Annotated in this window: 22 protein-coding genes and 1 other annotated feature; of the genes, 16 read left to right on the top strand and 6 right to left on the bottom strand. The window is 55.7% G+C overall.

The window, feature by feature from the left end; all coding sequences use genetic code 11:
- Positions 1-160 precede the first annotated feature (160 nt).
- The 5 genes from rnc to acpS all read left to right on the top strand — a co-directional run bounded on the left by rnc (position 161) and on the right by acpS (position 3,678).
- Positions 161-841 (top strand): ribonuclease III, encoded by a 681-nt coding sequence (gene rnc / locus RT120_RS05360; protein WP_125293962.1) that lies wholly within the window; start codon positions 161-163, stop codon positions 839-841.
- Positions 838-1,743: a GTPase Era gene (gene era, locus RT120_RS05355; protein WP_312980328.1), complete on the top strand. Its 906-nt coding sequence runs from the start codon at positions 838-840 to the stop codon at positions 1,741-1,743. Before rnc ends, era begins: the two co-directional genes overlap by 4 nt.
- An 11-nt stretch (positions 1,744-1,754) precedes the next feature.
- A complete protein-coding gene (recO, locus tag RT120_RS05350; RefSeq protein ID WP_312980325.1) occupies positions 1,755-2,489 on the top strand; it encodes a DNA repair protein RecO in 735 nt (244 codons plus the stop codon).
- A gap of 77 nt (positions 2,490-2,566) precedes the next feature.
- A complete protein-coding gene (gene pdxJ / locus RT120_RS05345; protein WP_312980323.1) occupies positions 2,567-3,298 on the top strand; it encodes a pyridoxine 5'-phosphate synthase in 732 nt (243 codons plus the stop codon).
- Positions 3,298-3,678: a holo-ACP synthase gene (acpS, locus tag RT120_RS05340; RefSeq protein ID WP_312980320.1), complete on the top strand. Its 381-nt coding sequence runs from the start codon at positions 3,298-3,300 to the stop codon at positions 3,676-3,678. Before pdxJ ends, acpS begins: the two co-directional genes overlap by 1 nt.
- On the opposite strand, the gene RT120_RS05335 is transcribed toward acpS, so the two are convergent.
- The 3 genes from RT120_RS05335 to RT120_RS05325 all read right to left on the bottom strand — a co-directional run bounded on the left by RT120_RS05335 (position 3,675) and on the right by RT120_RS05325 (position 5,763).
- Positions 3,675-3,935, bottom strand: a complete 261-nt coding sequence (locus tag RT120_RS05335; protein ID WP_312980317.1) for a YfhL family 4Fe-4S dicluster ferredoxin — start codon at positions 3,933-3,935, stop codon at positions 3,675-3,677. The two genes, acpS and RT120_RS05335, sit on opposite strands and share 4 nt — an antisense overlap.
- Before the next feature lie 263 nt (positions 3,936-4,198).
- Positions 4,199-4,648, bottom strand: a complete 450-nt coding sequence (locus RT120_RS05330; protein WP_312980314.1) for a hypothetical protein — start codon at positions 4,646-4,648, stop codon at positions 4,199-4,201.
- 266 nt (positions 4,649-4,914) lie between these two features.
- Positions 4,915-5,763, bottom strand: a complete 849-nt coding sequence (locus tag RT120_RS05325) for a MurR/RpiR family transcriptional regulator (protein WP_312980311.1) — start codon at positions 5,761-5,763, stop codon at positions 4,915-4,917.
- Between the two features lie 240 nt (positions 5,764-6,003).
- Between RT120_RS05325 and yfhb the strand changes: the two genes are divergently transcribed.
- Entirely contained in the window at positions 6,004-6,639 is a 636-nt protein-coding gene (yfhb, locus tag RT120_RS05320) for a phosphatidylglycerophosphatase C (RefSeq protein WP_312980309.1), read from the top strand.
- Between the two features lie 82 nt (positions 6,640-6,721).
- Positions 6,722-7,222, top strand: a complete 501-nt coding sequence (gene tadA, locus RT120_RS05315) for a tRNA adenosine(34) deaminase TadA (RefSeq protein WP_312980306.1) — start codon at positions 6,722-6,724, stop codon at positions 7,220-7,222.
- Here tadA and mltF read toward each other — a convergent pair.
- Positions 7,116-8,666: a membrane-bound lytic murein transglycosylase MltF gene (mltF, locus tag RT120_RS05310; RefSeq protein ID WP_312980303.1), complete on the bottom strand. Its 1,551-nt coding sequence runs from the start codon at positions 8,664-8,666 to the stop codon at positions 7,116-7,118. The two genes, tadA and mltF, sit on opposite strands and share 107 nt — an antisense overlap.
- 266 nt (positions 8,667-8,932) lie before the next feature.
- Here mltF and purL point away from each other — a divergent pair, with 266 nt between their 5' ends.
- The 5 genes from purL (at position 8,933) to glnB (ending at position 17,273) form a co-directional block, all read left to right on the top strand.
- Complete coding sequence (gene purL, locus RT120_RS05305; RefSeq protein ID WP_312980300.1) at positions 8,933-12,820, top strand: phosphoribosylformylglycinamidine synthase; 3,888 nt, start codon at positions 8,933-8,935, stop codon at positions 12,818-12,820.
- Between the two features lie 509 nt (positions 12,821-13,329).
- Positions 13,330-14,766, top strand: coding sequence for a HAMP domain-containing sensor histidine kinase (locus RT120_RS05300; protein ID WP_312980297.1), 1,437 nt, complete (start codon positions 13,330-13,332; stop codon positions 14,764-14,766).
- On the top strand, positions 14,763-15,506 hold the full coding sequence (gene qseG / locus RT120_RS05295; protein WP_312980295.1) for a two-component system QseEF-associated lipoprotein QseG: 744 nt from the start codon (positions 14,763-14,765) through the stop codon (positions 15,504-15,506). The genes RT120_RS05300 and qseG overlap by 4 nt, the downstream gene beginning before the upstream one ends.
- Positions 15,503-16,840: a two-component system response regulator GlrR gene (glrR, locus tag RT120_RS05290; RefSeq protein ID WP_312980292.1), complete on the top strand. Its 1,338-nt coding sequence runs from the start codon at positions 15,503-15,505 to the stop codon at positions 16,838-16,840. Before qseG ends, glrR begins: the two co-directional genes overlap by 4 nt.
- A 94-nt stretch (positions 16,841-16,934) precedes the next feature.
- Positions 16,935-17,273: a nitrogen regulatory protein P-II gene (gene glnB, locus RT120_RS05285; protein ID WP_002438074.1), complete on the top strand. Its 339-nt coding sequence runs from the start codon at positions 16,935-16,937 to the stop codon at positions 17,271-17,273.
- 45 nt (positions 17,274-17,318) lie between these two features.
- Here the strand turns inward: glnB and rsmS are convergent, their stop codons facing one another.
- Both rsmS and priC read right to left on the bottom strand, forming a co-directional pair.
- Positions 17,319-17,477 carry a pleiotropic regulatory protein RsmS gene (gene rsmS / locus RT120_RS05280; RefSeq protein ID WP_312980290.1) on the bottom strand — a complete coding sequence of 53 codons (159 nt, stop codon included), beginning with the start codon at positions 17,475-17,477 and terminating at the stop codon, positions 17,319-17,321.
- Positions 17,478-17,493: 16 nt separating this feature from the next.
- Positions 17,494-18,021: a primosomal replication protein PriC gene (priC, locus tag RT120_RS05275; protein WP_312980288.1), complete on the bottom strand. Its 528-nt coding sequence runs from the start codon at positions 18,019-18,021 to the stop codon at positions 17,494-17,496.
- A gap of 65 nt (positions 18,022-18,086) precedes the next feature.
- On the opposite strand from priC, the gene RT120_RS05270 reads away from it, so the two are divergent.
- The 4 genes from RT120_RS05270 to RT120_RS05255 all read left to right on the top strand — a co-directional run bounded on the left by RT120_RS05270 (position 18,087) and on the right by RT120_RS05255 (position 21,595).
- The gene (locus RT120_RS05270) at positions 18,087-18,464 is read left to right on the top strand and encodes a DUF454 family protein (RefSeq protein WP_312980286.1); all 378 of its coding nucleotides are present in this window, start codon (positions 18,087-18,089) and stop codon (positions 18,462-18,464) included.
- Positions 18,465-18,616: 152 nt separating this feature from the next.
- Positions 18,617-19,168: an adenine phosphoribosyltransferase gene (gene apt / locus RT120_RS05265; protein ID WP_312980284.1), complete on the top strand. Its 552-nt coding sequence runs from the start codon at positions 18,617-18,619 to the stop codon at positions 19,166-19,168.
- Positions 19,169-19,258: 90 nt separating this feature from the next.
- On the top strand, positions 19,259-21,184 hold the full coding sequence (gene dnaX, locus RT120_RS05260) for a DNA polymerase III subunit gamma/tau (RefSeq protein ID WP_312980282.1): 1,926 nt from the start codon (positions 19,259-19,261) through the stop codon (positions 21,182-21,184).
- Positions 20,517-20,581, top strand: a sequence feature (DnaX frameshifting element). (Overlaps the previous gene by 65 nt.)
- 81 nt (positions 21,185-21,265) lie before the next feature.
- Positions 21,266-21,595, top strand: a complete 330-nt coding sequence (locus RT120_RS05255; RefSeq protein ID WP_125293942.1) for a YbaB/EbfC family nucleoid-associated protein — start codon at positions 21,266-21,268, stop codon at positions 21,593-21,595.
- Positions 21,596-21,607 lie beyond the last annotated feature (12 nt).

The following is a 21,607-nucleotide window of genomic DNA, read 5'->3' as shown; positions in this document are numbered from 1 at the left end:
AGGAATCACTAACGACATCCCCTGGCGTTGCGTATAGAATATTCCCCCGAAGATTTCAGGTTAGCCTTTGTACTAAAGGCTACGGCACACGAAACAGCTTTGGTTTTTTCAGCTCTGTTCCGTGTGCTGCATAGTTGACGCATTTATTAATTGGTATCGCATGAATCCCATCGTAATTAACAGGCTGCAGCGTAAGCTGGGCTACACTTTTCTTCATCAGGAGTTATTGCAGCAGGCGTTAACCCATCGGAGTGCCAGCAGTAAGCACAACGAGCGTCTCGAATTTCTGGGTGACTCCATTTTAAGCTTTGTTATTGCTAACGCGCTTTATCATCGTTTTCCGCGTGTAGACGAGGGCGATATGAGCCGTATGCGCGCCACGCTAGTGCGCGGCAATACCCTTGCGGAAATCGCACGCGAATTTGAATTAGGCGAGTGCCTGCGCTTAGGGCCAGGGGAGTTGAAAAGCGGCGGTTTTCGTCGTGAATCGATTCTGGCTGATACCGTTGAAGCGTTGATCGGCGGCGTGTTTCTCGACAGCGATATCCAGACAGTTGAGCGGCTGATCCTCTCCTGGTATCAGACCCGGCTGGATGAAATCAGCCCGGGCGATAAACAAAAAGATCCGAAAACCCGTTTGCAGGAATATTTGCAGGGACGTCATTTACCGCTGCCTTCGTATCTGGTGGTGCAGGTGCGCGGTGAAGCACACGATCAGGAATTTACTATCCACTGCCAGGTCAGCGGCCTGAGTGAACCGGTGGTTGGCACAGGTTCCAGCCGTCGTAAGGCGGAGCAGGCTGCCGCCGAACAGGCGTTGAAAAAACTGGAGCTGGAATGAGCGACGAAAAAAGTTATTGCGGATTTATCGCCATTGTTGGGCGTCCCAACGTTGGCAAATCGACCCTGCTGAATAATCTGCTGGGCCAGAAGATTTCTATCACCTCACGCAAGGCGCAAACCACGCGCCACCGTATTGTGGGCATTCATACCGAAGGGGCGTACCAGGCGATTTATGTCGATACCCCTGGCCTGCATATGGAAGAAAAGCGCGCCATAAACCGTTTGATGAACAAAGCGGCAAGCAGTTCTATTGGCGACGTTGAGCTGATTATTTTCGTGGTAGAAGGCACCCGCTGGACGCCGGACGATGAAATGGTGCTCAACAAACTGCGCGACGGTAAAGCGCCGGTTATCCTGGCCGTAAACAAAGTGGACAACGTGCAGGAAAAAGCCGATCTGCTGCCGCATCTGCAGTTCCTGGCCAGCCAGATGAATTTCCTCGATATCGTGCCGATTTCTGCGGAAACCGGTCTGAACGTGGACACCATTGCCGGGATCGTGCGCAAGCATCTACCGGAAGCGGTTCATCACTTCCCGGAAGATTACATCACTGACCGTTCCCAGCGCTTTATGGCGTCGGAGATCATTCGTGAAAAACTGATGCGTTTCCTGGGCGCGGAGTTGCCGTACTCGGTGACGGTAGAAATCGAACGCTTCCAGACCAATGAGCGCGGTGGTTATGACATCAACGGCCTGATCCTGGTTGAGCGCGAAGGGCAGAAGAAGATGGTGATTGGCAACAAAGGGGCCAAAATCAAAACCATCGGTATCGAAGCCCGTAAGGACATGGAAGAGATGTTTGAAGCCAAAGTTCACCTTGAATTGTGGGTGAAGGTGAAATCCGGCTGGGCGGACGACGAGCGCGCGCTGCGTAGCCTCGGTTATGTCGACGATCTCTGAGTAACACGCTAATGGAAGGCTGGCAACGCGCCTTTGTGCTGCACAGTCGCCCCTGGAGCGAAACCAGCCTGCTGCTTGACGTGTTTAGCGAAGAGTCGGGCCGGGTTCGCCTGGTCGCCAAAGGCGCCCGTTCGCGGCGCTCTAATCTTAAAGGCACCCTCCAGCCATTTACGCCGTTGTTAATCCGTTTCGGTGGTCGCGGTGAGGTGAAAACTTTACGCAGCGCCGAAGCGGTTTCACTGGCGCTCCCCCTTTCCGGTATTGCGCTGTACAGCGGGCTGTATGTCAATGAGTTGTTGAGCCGCGTGCTGGAACAGGAAACCCGCTTCTCAGAACTATTTTTCGATTATCTGCACTGCATCCAGGCTCTGGCGGGCCTCCATGCTTCGCCGGAACCGGCATTACGCCGTTTTGAACTGGCGTTGCTGGGGCATCTTGGGTACGGCGTAGATTATCTGCACTGCGCCGGAAGCGGCGAGCCGGTCAGCCCGGATATGACTTACCGTTACCGCGAAGAAAAAGGGTTTATCGCCAGCCTGGTGGTAGATAACCTTTCGTTTACCGGCCATGAACTGCAAGCGCTGGCCAGCCGGGAATTCCCTGATGCCGCCACGCTGCGTGCGGCTAAACGCTTTACCCGCATTGCCCTCAAACCCTATCTTGGCGGCAAACCGCTAAAGAGCCGGGAGCTATTCCGCCAGTTCGTGCCTAAAAAACCGACGTCCTCCTCATCTTCCGATGCCTAATCACCGCTACCCGTAGCCATGCTTTCCTTGCCGGGTGTAAACTGCCGCACACTTTGTGCTGATTATCGAGGATTGTCATGGCTGAATTACTGTTAGGCGTCAATATCGACCATATCGCTACGCTGCGTAATGCGCGCGGTACGGCTTACCCCGATCCGGTTCAGGCTGCATTTATCGCCGAGCAAGCGGGCGCGGATGGCATTACGGTTCACCTGCGTGAGGATCGCCGTCATATTACCGACCGCGATGTGCGCGTGCTGCGTCAAACCCTCGATACTCGTATGAATCTGGAAATGGCGGTGACGGAAGAGATGCTGGCCATCGCCTGCGAAACCAAACCGCATTTCTGCTGCCTGGTGCCGGAAAAACGTCAGGAAGTGACCACCGAAGGCGGGCTGGACGTCGCCGGGCAGCGTGAAAAAATGCGCGACGCCTGCAAGCGTCTGGCAGAGGCGAATATCCTGGTGTCGCTGTTTATCGATGCGGATATTGAGCAAATCGACGCGGCTGTGGATGTCGGCGCGCCATATATCGAAATCCACACCGGCTGTTATGCCGATGCCAAAGACGAAAGCACCCAGACGAAAGAGCTGGCGCGCATTGCCAAAGCGGCGACCTATGCGGCAAGCAAAGGCCTGAAAGTGAATGCCGGTCATGGCCTGACCTACCATAACGTCCAGCCGATTGCCGCGCTGCCTGAAATGCATGAACTCAATATCGGCCATGCGATTATTGGCCGGGCGGTGATGAGCGGCCTGAAAGAAGCGGTATCAGAAATGAAACGCTTAATGCTGGAAGCGCGCCGCTAATGGCGATTTTAGGCCTCGGCACCGATATCGTGGAAATCGCCCGCATTGAGGCGGTGATTTCCCGCTCGGGCGATCGGCTGGCGAAGCGCGTATTAAGCGCCAATGAATGGGCACAATATCAGGCCCATCAACAGCCGGTGCGCTTTTTAGCCAAGCGCTATGCGGTAAAAGAGGCAGCGGCAAAAGCATTCGGTACGGGGATCCGTAACGGGCTGGCGTTTAACCAGTTTGAAGTGTTTAACGATGAGCTGGGTAAACCGGGTCTACGCCTGTGGGATGAAGCGCTACAGCTGGCGCAGCGCATGGGTGTTGCCTCGGTGCATGTGACCCTGTCTGATGAACGTCACTACGCCTGCGCGACGGTCATCATTGAAAGCTAAATTTTGTCGGCGTGGTGAAGAACAACAAATTTGTCCCACAGTTGTTCTTCACTCTCCGGATAGGCCGGATCTTTCAGGATAGTATTGGGGATCGGGCAGACTTTCTGGCAGGTGGGGGTATCGTAATGCCCCACGCATTCGGTACAGCGATCGGTATTGATCTGATAAATACTCTCACCCATTGAGATGGCTTCGTTCGGGCATTCCGGCTCGCACATGTCACAGTTAATGCATTTTTTGGTGATTAAAAGAGCCATTTAATTCTTTACCGCTATATCTGATTCAGGCATGAGGGAAACGTGCAGAGTACGCCGTTGCTCATCAGTGTGATCTACAAACAAAATACATCTTAGCAACAATATTATCTTGCTGCGAAAATGATGATTTTTGAACGACGGCACTTTATCACATTCACGGGATTCGCCCAATATGCAGCCACCTGATTGTGGTAGCTAAACGTGACGGATTGCGTTGAGGGTGGTGAAAAAAATGCGCCACAGACAGGGCGCATCAGGCAAAATTATTGGTTCTCACCATATAAAATATTGGCTTCTTCATGAGGCCATTTTTGCAGAAGCCCACAAGCATAAACTTTTGGACCGAGCGCCAGGGTGTAGCTGGCTTCTTTTTTATCATTTATGGCGCTACCCCAAACAATCTCGATTTCCGGTTTTTCTTCTTCAATAAAATTCTTTGACAGGTTATCAAAACGCACCGGGACAAATTTTGAATATTTCATATTACCCGCGTTTTGTTCCAAAGATTTAAATAAATCCCGGTGTTGAGTTTTATTATTCGCCAGACCAATGATTAAAGAGTTATCATTGAGTTTTCTTATCTGTACATCAATACCTTTTCCGCAAATCTGGTGGCCTTCCGCTTTGCCATCACCCAGCATGGGGACCTCAACAGCATAAGCAAAGCCAGACGAGGAAAATAAAAGCAGTAATAACAACGGATTGAGTTTCATGTAGCGCATTCCTTATGTGCAGCCCAGTCGGGGGATCCTTAATAATATTGCCGTAAGCTTGCAGGATTATATTATTTTAACCCCGTCTCACAAGCTAATTTCCCGATTACTTTGCGCTGGGTAACATCTATTTCATACGTTCCTGAAAAAGGTTTTTCGCTATTTTTAAAATGACATTAAGAATACTTACCGTTTTGAACGGTTATTTGCAGCACGTGTTGTTCTCTGAGTGATATCTGCGTCAGGGCGCAGTGTGCCCTGATTAATTAAACCAGCTTTTTCACCAGCGCTTCACTATGCCGAATTCGCTCCGGTGCCTTTTCCAGATCCTGTTGCACCAGCGCCATAAATAATAAATCAGTAAGCATCATTTGTGCGCTGGTGGAGGAGATAGCCGCGCTACGCGTGGCCTGTTCTTCCGCGATGGTATACAGACAACGCGTTGCGCGTTGCTGTAAGGCATTAGGGGTAAAGCCGGTGATAGCGATAATCTTCGCGCCAGCGCGCAATGCTTCATCCGCTGCCAGGTTGATTTCCCGGCGTTCGCCGGAGTAGGAAATCGCCAGCATGACGTCTTTTTCATCAAGTGCCTGAACAGCCGCCAGCAGGGCGTGCATATCCTGTTCCGCGACCACATTCATACCGATCTTCATCAGCTTCCAGGAGAAGTTTTTCGCCACCAGTCCGGACGCACCGATCCCGGTTAATACAATACGCCGGGCATTGCGCAGCAACTGAACGCATTCCACCAGCTTGTCTTCGCTGTTGATGTCCAGCGAGGCATGCATCGCCGCCATATTATCTTTAATCAGCTTTTCACCCACCAGCAGCAGGGGATCGTCGCCAAGAATTTCATTATGCACCGGAATTGAATGAGGATTAGGGTTCCCGGCCAGCGCATCGCTGATGGCAAGTTTCAGGGCAGGGTAGCCCTTATATCCCAGTTTCTGAGCGAACTTCACCACGCTGGACTGGCTAACGCCTGACTCCTCCGCCAGCTGTTGTGAACTTAAATGCCTGGCCTTTTCAGGATGAGTCAGAATGAATTCGGCCAGACGGCGGTCGCTCTGCGCCAGATTGGGATAACGCTGACGAATACGTATCAAACAGTTCATGAAAGACTCCACAGGTTCGCGCCGTTCAGATAAGGGCAAGGTCATTCACTCGCCTTAACGAATTATATATTCCATTATTACTTATTATTATGAATTAAATATTCTGAGGTGCAAACCGGATTATCGTGGTTTTGACGGCATAACCCGTCGGGAAAACGGGTAAGCAGGTCACCGGAAAAATCGGTCGCTATCTGTTAGGCTAATAAGAAGCCGTAATACGACAGCCCAGAGGAGCAAGGTTTGGCAAATAATGAGCGTCGGGTAGTGTTTTTCGATCTGGACGGCACCCTGCATCAGCAGGATATGTTTGGCACATTTTTACGCTTTTTATTGCGCCGCCAGCCGTTAAATTTGCTGATAGTCATCCCTTTACTGCCGGTTATCTTAATTGCTCTGGCGGTTAAAGGCCGCGCGGCGCGCTGGCCGATGAGTTTACTGCTGTGGGGATGCACCTTCGGGCACAGCGAAGCCCGCCTGAAGCAGCTTGAGCAGGAGTTCGTCGCCTGGTTTCGCGGCCAGGTAATCACCTTCCCGGTGGTGCACGAGCGCCTTACCGCTTATCTGGAAAGCTCAGACGCCGACGTGTGGTTGATTACCGGTTCGCCGCTGCCGCTGGTTGAACAGGTTTATTTTGATACACCCTGGCTACCGAAAGTGAAAATCATCGCCAGCATGATCGACCGGCGTCACGGTGGCTGGGTACTGACTCTGCGCTGTCTTGGCCATGAAAAAGTGGCGCAACTTGAGCAACAACTCGGCACACCGCTTCGCCTGTACAGCGGCTATAGCGATTCTCGCCAGGACAACCCCTTGCTCTATTTCTGCCAGCACCGCTGGCGCGTTACGCCGCGCGGCGAACTCCAGCAACTGGAATAATGCCCCTCAACGTGCGCCTTACGGATGCATGGCCATGGATTTTGGGTATAATGCGCCCGCTTTTTTTCGCCTGGAGTGCAGCGTGTCAGAGACTGAATTTTCCCATGAATACTGGATGCGTCATGCATTAACCCTGGCGCAGCGGGCATGGGATGAAGGGGAAGTGCCGGTCGGCGCGGTACTGGTGCAGGATAACCGCGTTATCGGTGAAGGATGGAACCGCCCCATTGGCCGCCACGATCCTACCGCCCATGCGGAAATTATGGCGCTACGCCAGGGCGGCATGGTGCTGCAAAACTATCGTCTGCTGAATACCACTCTTTACGTGACCCTTGAACCCTGCATCATGTGTGCGGGCGCGATGGTGCACAGCCGTATCGGTACTCTGGTATTCGGCGCGCGCGATGCCAAGACTGGCGCAGTAGGGTCGCTAATGAATATCCCGGCTCATCCACACATGAATCACCATATGCAGGTTATTGAGGGGGTACTTGCCCCAACGTGTTCGGCACTGTTAAGCGACTTCTTTCGGGTAAGGCGGCTTGAGAAAAAGGCCCAAAAGGAAGCATTGCGAAAGGGGTAGCCGGCATATCCCCCGGCAGGGCGACGGGGTAAGCCTCGGCAAGTTGGCGCTGCTGTTCGGCTTGCTTTTCTTTCTCCATTAAATATCCCACCAGGCTGATTTGATATTTACGGATGTTTTCCACGTACGTATAGGCTTCGTGTCCACGGGCATAGCCATAGGTGGTTTTCGAGTAATACGGCTTCTGGCTGAGCAGCGGCAGCCGTTGCTTCACATCGGCCCAGCTATCCGGGTTGCCTTTCTGTTTCGCCGTCAGGGCGCGGGCGTCCAGCATATGGGCATACCCCATATTGTACGCCGCCAGCGCAAACCAGATACGCTCCTCTTCAGGCACGCTTTCCGGCACTTTGCTCATCATATCTTTTAAATAACGGGCCCCACCGCTAATGCTTTGTTCCGGGTCGAGCCGATCGGATAAGCCGAGGCTTTGCGCCGTGTTACGGGTGAGCATCATCAGGCCACGCACGCCGGTGGGCGAGGTGGCCTGCGGGTCCCAGTGGGATTCCTGGTACGAGATGGCCGCCAGCAGTTTCCAGTCGATATCCGTGGCGTACTTTTCGAACAGCGGCTTCAGGTCCGGCAGAACGCTGTCCACCGCGCGTAAAAAGCTGCGGGTATCGACATAGTCAAAGTCATCGCCGTGACCGAGGTATTTTTCTTCCAGTCGCGCCAGGGTACCGTCTTCGGTGATCTGATTGAAAAAGTCGAGCAGGGCGGCGGACAGCGTATTATCCCCGTCGCGCAGGCTGAACCAGGTGACCGGCTGCTCATCGGTGATATCCAGCGCCACCGCAATTTGCGGATGGACGCGCTGGAACAAATTAATTGCCACAGAGTCGGCAACCGTGTAATCCAGCGTGCCGTCTGCGACCTGCCCTAACAGCATGTTGCTGTTACTGTGCTCATCCACACGCCAGTTCAGATCGGGATATTTACGCGCTTTGAGCACCTGAAGATCGTTAGCCGCCACGTGTCCAGGCGCGATAGCCAGTTGCGCGTCGCTGATCGTGGCCAGGGTTTTAGGGCGGGTTTTACCGACGCGATACACCAGCTGTTGGGAAACCGAGTAATAGGTGGGGCCGGGCTGATAGTTTTTGCTGCGCTCCTGGTTATAGACCAGGCCTGCCGCCAGGATATCCGCTGTACCGTTATCCAGATCGTCGAACAGTTTGTTGATGGTGGGACGGACGGTGATTTGCAGCTTCACGCCCAGGTAATCGGCAAAGCTCTGGGCCAGTTCATAATCCAGGCCCACCACTTTGTCGTTAACCCGGTTATAAATCAGCGGGCTGGACAAGGTACTCACGCGCAGCACTCCCCGGGCTTTTATCGCGGCGATACGATTTTCGGCTTTATCAAACCAGGGAATGGCGGGCCAAAGCGCCACGGCCAGCAGCAAGGTCACGATGCCGATAAACAGATAATTAATCTTTAATTTTTTCAAATAGTTAATTCTCTGTGCTGGAAAGGGGCTCAGCTAAATATCGTCATGAATATGCGGTTTTTATTGTTGAATGAGCGGCATTTTGCTTAATAAAACCGCATGAGGCAACTTATTCGCGCTTTCAATCACATTTATAGGCGCTATCGATTGACGATTTTATTTCTACGCAAACGGTTTCGTCGGCGTGCCGGATTCATTATAATGACGCCCGTTTTCTCCATGCGCCCCTGTGAGCGCCGCTCACGCCCGAAGACGAGAGAGTTTTGATGATGGAAATTCTGCGTGGTTCGCCCGCTTTGTCGGCATTTCGTATTAACAAACTGCTGGCCCGCTTTAACGATGCTCACCTGCCGGTGAGTGACATTTACGCCGAGTATGTTCATTTTGCTGACATCACCGCTCCACTGACCACCGAAGAACACGCGCAACTCGAACGCCTGTTGAAATATGGCCCGAACTTCAGCAGCCATGCGCCATCAGGCCGATTGATTGTCGTTACGCCGCGTCCTGGCACCCTCTCCCCCTGGTCTTCCAAGGCCACCGATATCGCCCATAACTGCGGCCTGGCAAGCGTTAAGCGCCTTGAGCGCGGCGTGGCATATTATGTCGAGGCCAGCACCCTGACCGAGGCCCAGTGGCAACAGGTCGCCGCAGAGTTGCATGACCGAATGATGGAAACCGTGTTCGCCTCGCTGGAGCAGGCGGAGCAGTTGTTTGCCCTTCATCAGCCTGCGCCGGTACAACGCGTCGATCTGCAAGGGCAGGGACGCGCCGCGCTGGAAGAGGCCAATATTCGTCTCGGCCTGGCGCTGGCCGAAGATGAAATCGATTATTTGCAAGATGCGTTCACCACTCTGGGGCGTAACCCGAACGACATCGAACTGTATATGTTCGCCCAGGCCAACTCTGAACATTGCCGTCATAAAATCTTCAATGCCGACTGGGTGATCGACGGCGAACAGCAGCCGAAGTCGCTGTTCAAAATGATCAAGAAAACCTTTGAGAAAACCCCGGACCACGTGCTGTCTGCCTATAAAGACAACGCCGCGGTGATGGAAGGCTCTGAAGTAGGGCGCTTCTACGCGGACCACGAAGCCGGGCAATATGATTTCCACCAGGAAGCGGCGCATATCCTGATGAAGGTTGAAACCCATAACCACCCGACAGCGATCTCCCCGTGGCCGGGCGCAGCCACCGGTTCCGGCGGCGAAATTCGCGATGAAGGCGCCACCGGGCGCGGCGCGAAACCGAAAGCAGGGCTGGTGGGTTTCTCGGTCTCCAACCTGCGCATTCCGGGCTTTGAGCAGCCCTGGGAACAGGATTTCGGCAAGCCGGAGCGTATCGTCAGCGCGCTGGATATCATGACTGAAGGCCCGTTGGGCGGCGCGGCGTTTAACAACGAATTTGGTCGCCCGGCGCTGAACGGCTATTTCCGTACCTATGAAGAGCAGGTTAACAGCCACAACGGCGTTGAACTGCGCGGTTACCACAAGCCGATTATGCTGGCGGGCGGGATTGGCAACATCCGTGCCGACCACGTGAAAAAGGGCGATATCCCACCGGGCGCGAAGCTGATCGTGCTGGGCGGCCCGGCGATGAATATCGGTCTGGGCGGCGGCGCGGCATCGTCAATGGCGTCCGGCCAGTCGGATGCTGACCTGGATTTCGCTTCGGTACAGCGCGACAACCCGGAAATGGAACGCCGCTGCCAGGAAGTGATCGACCGCTGCTGGCAGTTGGGCGACGCTAACCCGATTCTGTTTATTCATGACGTTGGCGCGGGTGGCTTGTCTAACGCCATGCCGGAACTGGTAAGCGATGGCGGTCGCGGCGGGCGTTTCGAGCTGCGCGATATTTTGAACGACGAGCCGGGCATGAGCCCGCTGGAAGTGTGGTGTAACGAATCTCAGGAACGTTATGTGCTGGCGGTTGCGCCGGAACAGCTGGCGCTGTTTGACGAGTTGTGCCGCCGCGAGCGCGCGCCGTATGCGGTGATTGGCGAAGCGACTGAACAACAGCACCTGACGCTTAACGACAGCCACTTCGATAATCAACCCATCGATATGCCGCTGGACGTGTTGCTGGGCAAAACCCCGAAAATGACCCGCAACGTTGAGCGTTTGCAGGCGGTGGGCGAGGCGCTGGACTGTAGCGCTATCTCCATTGCCGACGCGGTTAACCGCGTACTGCATCTGCCGACGGTGGCGGAAAAAACCTTCCTGGTCACCATTGGCGACCGTACCGTCACCGGCATGGTGGCGCGCGATCAGATGGTCGGTCCGTGGCAGATCCCAGTTGCTAACTGCGCGGTCACCACTGCCAGCCTCGACAGCTACTACGGCGAGGCCATGTCCCTGGGCGAACGCGCGCCGGTGGCACTGCTCGATTTCGCCGCGTCAGGCCGTCTGGCGGTAGGGGAAGCGCTGACTAACATCGCAGCGACCCAGATTGGCGACATCAAACGCATCAAGCTTTCCGCAAACTGGATGGCCGCCGCAGGCCACCCTGGTGAAGACGCAGGCCTGTACGATGCAGTGAAAGCCGTGGGCGAGGAGCTGTGCCCGCAACTGGGTCTGACCATTCCGGTGGGCAAAGACTCCATGTCGATGAAAACCCGCTGGCAGGAAGGTAATGAAACCCGTGAAATGACCTCGCCGCTGTCGCTGGTGATCACCGCGTTTGCCCGCGTAGAAGATGTACGCCATACCGTGACGCCGCAGCTTTCTACCGACGATAACGCCCTGCTGCTTATCGACCTGGGCGAAGGGCACAATGCGCTGGGCGCTACTGCACTGGCGCAGGTTTACCGTCAACTGGGCGATAAACCGGCAGACGTGCGCGACCCGGCGAAGCTGAAAGGCTTTTACGACGCCATCCAGGCGCTGGTCGCGCAGCATAAACTGCTGGCTTACCACGACCGTTCCGACGGTGGCCTGCTGGTGACACTGGCGGAAATGGCCTTTACCGGTCACTGCGGCGTTGAAGCGGATATCGCGACCCTGGGCAACGATCGCCTGGCGGCATTATTTAATGAAGAGCTGGGTGCGGTGATCCAGGTGGCGGCGGCAGATCGCGCAGCGGTTGAGCAGATCCTGAAAACGCATGGTTTGGGTGATTGCGTTCACTATCTGGGTAAAGCCGTAGCCGGGGATCGTTTTGTCCTGACTGCCGACGGCCATGCGGTGTTCAGCGAAAGCCGCTCCACGCTTCGTATGTGGTGGGCGGAAACCACCTGGCAGATGCAACGCCTGCGCGATAACCCGGCGTGTGCCGATCAGGAGCATGAAGCCAAAGCCAACGAAAGCGATCCGGGCCTGAACGTAAAACTGAGCTTTGATATCGCGGAAGATATCGCCGCACCGTTTATCGCTACCGGGGCGCGTCCGAAAGTGGCGGTGCTGCGCGAGCAGGGCGTTAACTCCCATGTAGAGATGGCAGCGGCGTTTTATCGCGCGGGCTTTGACGCCATCGACGTGCATATGAGCGACCTGCTGGCGGGCCGCACCGGGCTGGAATCGTTCCAGGCGCTGGTGGCCTGCGGCGGTTTCTCCTACGGCGACGTGCTGGGTGCGGGCGAAGGCTGGGCGAAATCAATCCTGTTCAATAGCCGCGTGCGCGATGAGTTCGAGACCTTTTTCCACCGTCCGCAAACGCTGGCGCTGGGCGTGTGCAACGGCTGCCAGATGATGTCCAATCTGCGTGAAGTGATCCCGGGCAGTGACCTGTGGCCGCGCTTTGTACGTAACTACTCCGATCGCTTCGAAGCGCGTTTCAGCCTGGTGGAAGTAACCTCCAGCCCGTCGCTGCTGCTGGACGGCATGGCCGGTTCCCGGATGCCGATTGCGGTTTCTCACGGCGAAGGCCGCGTGGAAGTGCGTGACGCTACCCATCTGGCCCAACTGGAAAGCAAAGGCCTGGTGGCGCTGCGCTACGTGGATAACTTTGGCAAGGTAACTGAAACCTACCCGGCTAACCCGAACGGCTCGCCGAACGGGATCACGGCGGTGACCAGTGAAAGCGGCCGCGTGACGCTGATGATGCCACATCCGGAGCGCGTATTCCGTACCGTCAGCAACTCCTGGCACCCGGAGAACTGGGGTGAGGATAGCCCCTGGATGCGTATCTTCCGTAATGCGCGTAAGCAGTTGGGTTAATAGGGCCCAAAAAATGTCTGTCGCAATTTTGCGACAATGCGCAAAGTAAGGCGTCTCCAAAAGGAGACGCCTATTTATTTGATTTTTATAGCTAAATATTTCAAGGCCCAGTTGTGTTGCTTATTGGCGACATTTTTAACTTTCCTGAACCGACGGGATACAAAATTTTAAATATATATAAACTCTTATTTATCAGTTTATTATATATTTGTTGGCTTTATTGGCACAGTTGATGCATAATAATCGCCAGTGGCTCATTCACCTTCTTATGTCAGCCCCACGCGAGCGCTACATAAACTTCGAATGACGCACAAAAAGGTGCCTGCCGTCCAACTATTGATAATAGCTTTGCTTTATCTGACCCCGGGCGACACGTTGAGTAAGGCACCGCCTATTTCACGACAAAGGCAGGGATTTTTCCCTGCCTTTGTCGTTTCTACGTTTCACCCTTTTCTGTGCCCCTGATGTCAGTTAGCATCCAGCTACAACTTCTCTGAAAGGGAATCCTGGTGAAACGCTGGTCCCTCTTTCCACGCTCGCTGCGCCAATTGGTCGTTATGGCCTTTTTACTGATCCTGCTGCCTTTGCTGGTACTGGCCTGGCAGGCCTGGCAGAGCCTGAACGATCTCAGCAAACAGGCGGCACGCACTAACCGCACAACCCTGATCGACGCCCGGCGCAGCGAAGCCATGACCAATGCCGCGCTGGAAATGGAACGCAGCTATCGGCAGTATTGCGTGCTGGATGACGCCACCCTTGAAAAGGTGTATCAAACGCAGCGCCAGCGTTATGCGCAGATGCTTGAATCCCATGCCATCGTCCTGCCGGATAAAGCCCTTTATCAGCGGCTAAAGGACAATCTTGACGCGCTGGCGCAACTGCAATGTAAAGACAGCGGGCTCGCCGACGCGGCGGACGACCATCTGGACGCCTTCGCCAAAGCCAACAGTGAAATGGTGCAAACCACGCGCAGCGTGGTGTTTTCTCGTGGGCAGCAATTACAGCGGGATATCGCCTCCCGGGGGCAATTCTTTGGCTGGCAGGCGATGCTTCTTTTTCTGGTCAGCCTGGGCCTGGTCGTGCTGTTTACCCGAATGATTATCGGCCCGGTGAAGGGCATCGAACGGATGATTAACCGGCTGGGTGAGGGCGAATTACTGGGCGATTCGGTGATGTTTAAAGGGCCACGCGAGCTGCGTTCAGTAGGGCAGCGGGTGATCTGGTTAAGCGAACGCTTGTCCTGGCTGGAATCTCAGCGTCATCAGTTCCTGCGGCACATATCCCATGAGCTGAAAACCCCCCTCGCCAGCCTGCGTGAAGGGACCGAACTGCTGGCCGATCGGGTGGTGGGGCCGCTCACGGCGGAGCAGGAAGAAGTGGTGTCCATCCTCGACAGCAGCAGCCGCAACTTACAGAAATTGATTGAGCAACTGCTGGATTACAACCGCAAACTGGCAGATGGCGTTATTGAGCTGGAAAAGGTTGAACTGGAACCGTTAATCGATATGGTCATCTCCGCCCACAGCCTGCCGGCCCGGGCAAAAATGATGCGTACCGACCTGGCACTGGAAGCCGCATCCTGCCAGGCTGAACCTATGTTATTGATGAGCGTAATAGATAATCTCTATTCCAATGCGGTGCACTATGGGAGCGAATCCGGTAACATTTATATTCGCAGCCGACAGGTCGGTAACCGGGTGCGGATTGATGTGGCGAACAGCGGCACGCCAATTCCTGCTGCTGAACGCGACATGATTTTTGAGCCATTCTTTCAGGGAAGCCATCAACGAAAAGGGGCGGTTAAAGGCAGTGGCCTGGGGCTGAGTATCGCCCAGGATTGTATTCGACGGATGCATGGAGAACTCCATCTGGTGGACGATAACACCGCTGATGTTTGTTTCCGCATCGAATTGCCTGTCTGTGACCCGGAAAAATCGTCATCATGAATGTATTGTTTAGCAGGCTATGGCGGCGCGCAGCGTCGTCTTTTAAACCCGCTTTCGTGCTTGCGGGCGGAACGCTGGTCGCATTTATGCTTACCGGCTGCGCAGAAGACGCGATCCACAGCAAAATAGACCGACACCAGCCTAAATATCCTGAACAACAGGTGGCTGATTTTCTCTCAACCGATTGCCAGGACATCTGGCGGCTGTCGGGCCATGACAGTGACCATAACCCGCTTTACTGGCTACGCGGTATGGATTGCGCGGAACGGCTTGCGCCCGCCGACGCGCGGGCGCAAGCGCGCGCGTTGCAGGATGATACCTGGCAGGCGACCTTCAAACGCGGCATTCTGCTGTCCAGCGCGAAAATTACCCCCGGCGAACGCCGCCGCTACGTTAATCGTCTTGATGAGCTTGCCGCCGATATCCCTTCGCAAATTCGCCCGCTCTATCAGGTATGGCGCGATAATCAGGCAGCCCAGTTGCAGCTTGCTGAAGAGCGTAGCCGCTATGCCAAATTGCAGCAGACCAGCGACAGCGAGCTGGATATGTTGCGCGAACAGCAGCACCGTCTGCGCAGCCAACTTGCTCAGGTGAGCCAAAAACTTGAAAACCTGACCGACATTGAACGTCGGCTCTCCTCGCGCAAAATACCGGGCAGCGAATTGCCTGACGCAACGCATCCGGCAACGACGCCGGATGACAAGGAAACCCCCGCCGATACGCAGGAGGCAAAACCATGACGCAGCATAAACCGGCGCGCTTACTGCTGGTGGATGACGATCCCGGCTTGCTCAAACTGTTAGGCTTACGCCTGACCAGCGAGGGCTACAGCGTGGAAACCGCCGAAAGCGGGGCGGAAGGGCTTAAGGTACTGGCGCGCGAGCAGATTGATCTGGTGATCAGCGACCTGCGTATGGATGAGATGGACGGGATGGAACTGTTCAGCGAAATTCAGAAAGTGCAGCCCGGATTGCCGGTGATCATTCTCACCGCGCACGGCTCGATCCCCGACGCGGTGGCGGCTACCCAGCAGGGCGTTTTCAGTTTTCTCACTAAACCCGTCGATAAAGACGCGCTGTATCAGGCCATCGACGACGCGCTGGCCCACAAGGGCGTCGGTGGCGATGACGAATGGCAAAACACTATCGTCACCCGCAGCCCGCTGATGCTGCGCCTGCTCGAACAGGCGCGGATGGTAGCGCAGTCCGACGTCAGCGTACTGATCAACGGCCAGAGCGGCACCGGTAAAGAGGTGCTGGCGCAGGCCATCCACAACGCCAGCCCCCGGGCGAAAAAAGCCTTCATCGCCATTAACTGCGGCGCGCTGCCGGAACAGTTGCTGGAGTCAGAGCTGTTCGGCCATGCGCGCGGTGCGTTTACCGGCGCGGTGAGTAGCCGTGAAGGGCTGTTTCAGGCGGCGGAAGGCGGCACGCTCTTTCTCGATGAAATCGGCGATATGCCGATCCCGCTACAGGTCAAACTGCTGCGCGTTTTGCAGGAGCGTAAAGTGCGCCCGCTCGGCAGCAACCGCGATATCGACATCGATGTGCGGATCATTTCCGCCACCCACCGGGATTTACCCAAAGCGATGGCGCGTGGCGAATTCCGCGAGGATCTGTTTTATCGCCTGAACGTCGTGAGCCTGAAAATCCCCGCGCTCAACGAACGTGCGGAAGATATCCCGCTGCTGGCGAACCATCTCCTGCGGCAGGCGGCGGATCGCCATAAGCCTTTTGTACGGCGCTTTTCCACCGAAGCCATGAAATACCTGATGGGGGCAAGCTGGCCGGGCAACGTGCGCCAACTGGTCAACGTGATCGAGCAGTGCGTGGCGCTGACCTCCGCGCCGGTGATCAGCGAAGCGCTGGTGTGCCAGGCGCTGGAAGGGGAAAACTCGGTGCTGCCGACCTTTGTCGAGGCGCGTAACCAGTTTGAACTCAACTACCTGCGTAAGATTTTGCAGATCACCAAAGGCAATGTGACCCACGCCGCCCGTATGGCGGGGCGCAACCGCACCGAGTTTTACAAACTGCTGGCCCGCCACGAGCTCGATGCGAATGATTTTAAAGAGTAGTTTTGCTGCCAAACCGGCCTCAACATATGGTACGGTGAGCAACCGATTACGCGTAGATAACTGTGCCTCAGGCGAGATGAGTTAAGGGTTCACCATGAAAAAGATTGATGCAATTATTAAACCTTTCAAACTGGATGATGTGCGCGAGGCGCTGGCTGAAGTGGGTATCACCGGGATGACCGTGACCGAAGTAAAAGGTTTTGGTCGCCAGAAAGGGCATACCGAGCTGTACCGTGGCGCGGAATACATGGTGGATTTCCTGCCAAAGGTGAAAATTGAAATCGTGGTGACTGACGATATCGTCGATACCTGCGTGGATACCATTATTCGCACCGCGCAGACCGGTAAAATTGGCGATGGTAAAATCTTCGTGTTTGATGTGGCGCGCGTGGTGCGTATCCGCACCGGCGAAGAAGACGACGCGGCAATCTAACCACCGACCGGCCTCTCCTGCGACGTTACCGGCAGGAGAGGAGGCTTAATCTGGCTTCTCCGCTTCTCGCTGTTTTCGCAAAAAATCCTGCCGCACCATCTCCAGCGCGCTTAACGCCGTCTCTGGCGCAATGTTGTGCGTTTCCAGCAGCATAATTAAATCCACCGCCAGTTTGACGTCATCGGGGGCGTTCTCAAGGGACACGGTTTTCTCCTGTGGGTTAACGTGTTTGCCGCGCCAGCGCGCGCTCAATGCCCGCCAGCGCATGGCGGCAGCGCGCCAGGCGGCCATCCAGGGCATCAATCTCTTTATGTAATTTCTGCTGCGCTTGCAGAGTTTCAACATCGCGCAACTGCGCTTCGCGCTGCTGCTTCATCGCCAACAGGCGGCGTTCATACTCCTGATGCTGCAACAATTGCGCGTGACGGCGGCCCGCGGGCAGATGGGCGCTGTCATGGTGGCGCAACGACCATGTCGCCCCTTCGCGAGCCAGCGCCTCCATCTGGGCAACAAGATGCTCCGCCAGCCAGGCGACTTGTGCGGTTTTTTGTTGCCGGACGTGATCGGTTAAGGCGTCCAGATTGCGCCAGCATTCCTGTAAATAATCATTGATAAGCGTTGAGCGAGTCTGGAAAAGTTGGCGATCGAAACGCGCCGACAGAGTGCGATGCTGCGCCAGCGGTTTAAGCATCTGGGCCAGGTTTTCCATACGCGTTTGTAGCGATTGTAATAATCGGTCGGTTTTCATTCGCTCTCCGCTGTGTCCCGTGCGCGCTGTGCTACAGTAGCCGACATGACTCTGTGGAAGCGACTATGCAAAGACTTATTTTAATCATCATTGGCTGGATTGCGGTAGTGCTTGCGACGCTTGGCGTAGTGCTCCCGTTGCTTCCCACCACCCCTTTTTTACTGCTGGCGGCCTGGTGTTTTGCCCGATCATCGCCGCGCTTTCACCACTGGCTGCTGTACCGCTCGTGGTTTGGCGGGTATTTACGCTACTGGCAACAGCATAAAGCGATGCCGCGCGGCGCTAAACCCCGGGCGATAGCGTTTATTCTTGTTACATTTGCCGTGTCGCTGTGGCTGGTCAACATGTTCTGGGTGCGTATTTTGTTATTAACGATTCTGGGCTGCCTGCTGATCTTTATGTGGCGTATCCCGGTGATTGACGAAAAGCAACAAAACCCCTGAACCCGCATCTGAATTGTTGCATTTCGATGGCGCAGCCAGTACATTCTGGCGTTTTCGGCAACAGACACGCCCTGGTTAATGCTTAAGCAAAACCGCGTTTAGCCCCTTTGGCGTGCCTTGTGAGTCAACCCGTTTTAATCAGGCATGTAATTATGACCGCGACTGCACAGCAGCTTGAATTTCTTAAAGACAGTATTAAAAGCATCCAGGATTACCCGAAGCCGGGCATCCTGTTTCGTGACGTCACCAGCCTGCTGGAAGACCCCAAAGCCTACGCGTTAAGTATCGAACTGCTGACCGAGCGCTACAAAGACGCCGGCATCACCAAAGTGGTGGGCACCGAAGCGCGCGGCTTCCTGTTCGGCGCGCCGGTCGCGCTGGCGCTGGGCGTCGGATTTGTCCCGGTGCGTAAACCGCGCAAGCTGCCGCGTGAAACCATCGCAGAAAGCTATGAGCTGGAATACGGCACCGATCAGCTGGAAATCCACATTGATGCGATCAAACCCGGCGACAACGTGCTGGTGGTGGACGATCTGCTGGCGACTGGCGGCACTATCGACGCCACCGTGAAACTGATCCGCCGCCTGGGTGGAGAAGTGAAAGACGCTGCGTTTATCATCAACCTGTTTGACCTTGGCGGCGAGCAGCGTTTGCAGCAGGCGGGCATCGACTGCTTCAGCCTGGTTCCGTTCCCCGGTCATTGATATTCGCCCCCCGACAGCCTCGCCGTACAGGTGGGGCTGTGTTAGCATTACCCCTTTCTATTCACCATCCAGGCATTTCAGAGCCAGCCCATGAGTTATCAGGTCTTAGCCCGTAAATGGCGCCCACAAACCTTTGCTGACGTCGTCGGCCAGGAACACGTACTGACCGCGCTGGCGAATGGATTATCCCTCGGGCGTATCCATCATGCATACCTGTTTTCCGGCACACGCGGTGTGGGGAAAACCTCGATTGCGCGTCTGTTAGCCAAAGGGCTGAACTGCGAAACCGGCATTACGGCGACCCCGTGCGGCGTGTGCGACAACTGCCGCGAAATCGAGCAGGGCCGCTTTGTCGATTTGATCGAAATCGACGCCGCCTCGCGTACCAAGGTTGAAGATACCCGCGATTTGCTGGATAACGTGCAATATGCGCCCGCCCGTGGGCGCTTCAAAGTTTATCTGATTGACGAAGTGCACATGCTCTCGCGCCACAGCTTTAACGCGCTGTTGAAGACGCTTGAAGAGCCGCCCGCGCACGTCAAATTCCTGCTGGCGACGACCGATCCGCAAAAACTGCCGGTGACGATCCTGTCGCGCTGCCTGCAATTCCATCTTAAAGCGCTGGACGTTGAGCAGATCCGCGATCAGCTGGAACATATTCTTACCCAGGAAAAAATCGACCACGAATCGCGCGCCCTGCAACTGCTGGCACGCGCGGCGGAAGGCAGCCTGCGCGATGCGTTAAGCCTGACCGACCAGGCCATCGCCAGCGGCGACGGGCAGGTCAGCACGGCGGCAGTTAGCGCTATGTTAGGCACCCTCGACGATTCCCAGGCGCTGGCGCTGATTGAAGCGCTGGCCCGCGCCGAAGGCGAAACCGTGATGCGCCTGATTAACGAGGCGCATTCCCGTGGCGTGGAGTGGGAAGCGCTGCTGGTGGAAATGCTCAGCCTGCTGCATCGCATTGCCATGGTGCAGCTTTCTCCCGCCGCTATCGGTACGGACATGGCCGCCATTGAACAGCGCCTGCGCGAACTGGCGCGTACGCTGCCGCCAGCGGATGTGCAACTGTATTATCAAACGCTGTTGATTGGCCGCAAAGAATTGCCCTGGGCGCCGGACCGGCGGATGGGCGTGGAAATGACGCTGCTGCGTGCGCTGGCGTTTCACCCGCGTGCACCCATAGCGGAACCGCAGCCGGTGCAGACGGCGATACCGGCAGTGGCTGCGCAACCCGTCGCCCGCGTGGAAGCGCCGTCGCCGGTCGCGCCGCAGCCGCCTGCATCGAACGTCCCGCTGCCTGATGCCACCAGCCATCTGCTGGAAGCCCGAAGCCGCTTGCAGAAAGCCCAGGAGGGCAGCAAAGCAAAAAAGAGTGAACCGGCAGCGCCAGGTACCGCGCGGCCGGTGAATAACTCCGCGCTCGAACGACTGGCCTCGGTCACCGAACGGGTAAAAGCGAAACCGGCGAAAGCGCCACAGGAGAGCGCCCCGGTCAAACCGGAAGCCTACCGCTGGAAAGCGCAGAACGTGGTGGAAGTCACGCCGGAACCCGTCGCCACGCCGAAAGCGCTGAAAAAAGCGCTCGAGCATGAGAAAACCCCGGAGCTGGCCGCGAAACTGGCGCAGGAATCTCTGGAGCGCGATGAATGGGCGCGTGATGTAAGCTTATTAAAGCTGCCGAAGCTGGTAGAGCAGGTGGCGCTGAACGCCTGGAAAGAGCAGGATGGGCCAAACATCTGCCTGCACCTGCGTTCCACCCAGCGCCATTTGAATTCGCCCGCAGCGCGGCAAACTATCAGCGAGGCGATGAGCCAGCTGTATGGCATGCCGATTGAACTGACTATCATTGAAGATGATAATCTCGCCCAACGTACGCCCCTTGAGTGGCGGCAGGCGATTTATGAAGAGAAGCTGGCGCAGGCGCGCGAGTCGATCATCGCGGATGCCAATATCCAGACCCTGCGTCGTTTCTTTGACGCCGATCTGGATGAAGAGAGTATTCGCCCCCTTTGACGGGCAGGATTTCTGCCTGTTGTAAACCCGGTATCGCTGAGCGGAAACGCCCGGCGAGCCCCTAAGTAAAGAGAGATGCATATGTTTGGAAAAGGCGGTCTGGGTAATCTGATGAAGCAAGCCCAGCAGATGCAAGAAAAAATGGCGCAAATGCAGGAAGAGATCGCGCAACTGGAAGTGACCGGCGAATCCGGCGCGGGCCTGGTGAAAGTGACCATCAACGGCGCGCATAACTGCCGTCGCGTGGAAATCGATCCGAGCCTGCTGGAAGACGATAAAGACATGCTGGAAGATCTGGTTGCCGCTGCGTTTAACGATGCCGCGCGTCGTATCGAAGAAACTCAGAAAGAGAAAATGGCGTCTGTTTCTTCCGGTATGCAGCTGCCGCCAGGCTTTAAGATGCCGTTCTGATTCATATTTTAT

This window comes from Atlantibacter sp., from assembly GCF_032062175.1.
GTDB lineage: Bacteria > Pseudomonadota > Gammaproteobacteria > Enterobacterales > Enterobacteriaceae > Atlantibacter.
This window is presented reverse-complemented; position numbering and strand designations above follow the sequence as displayed.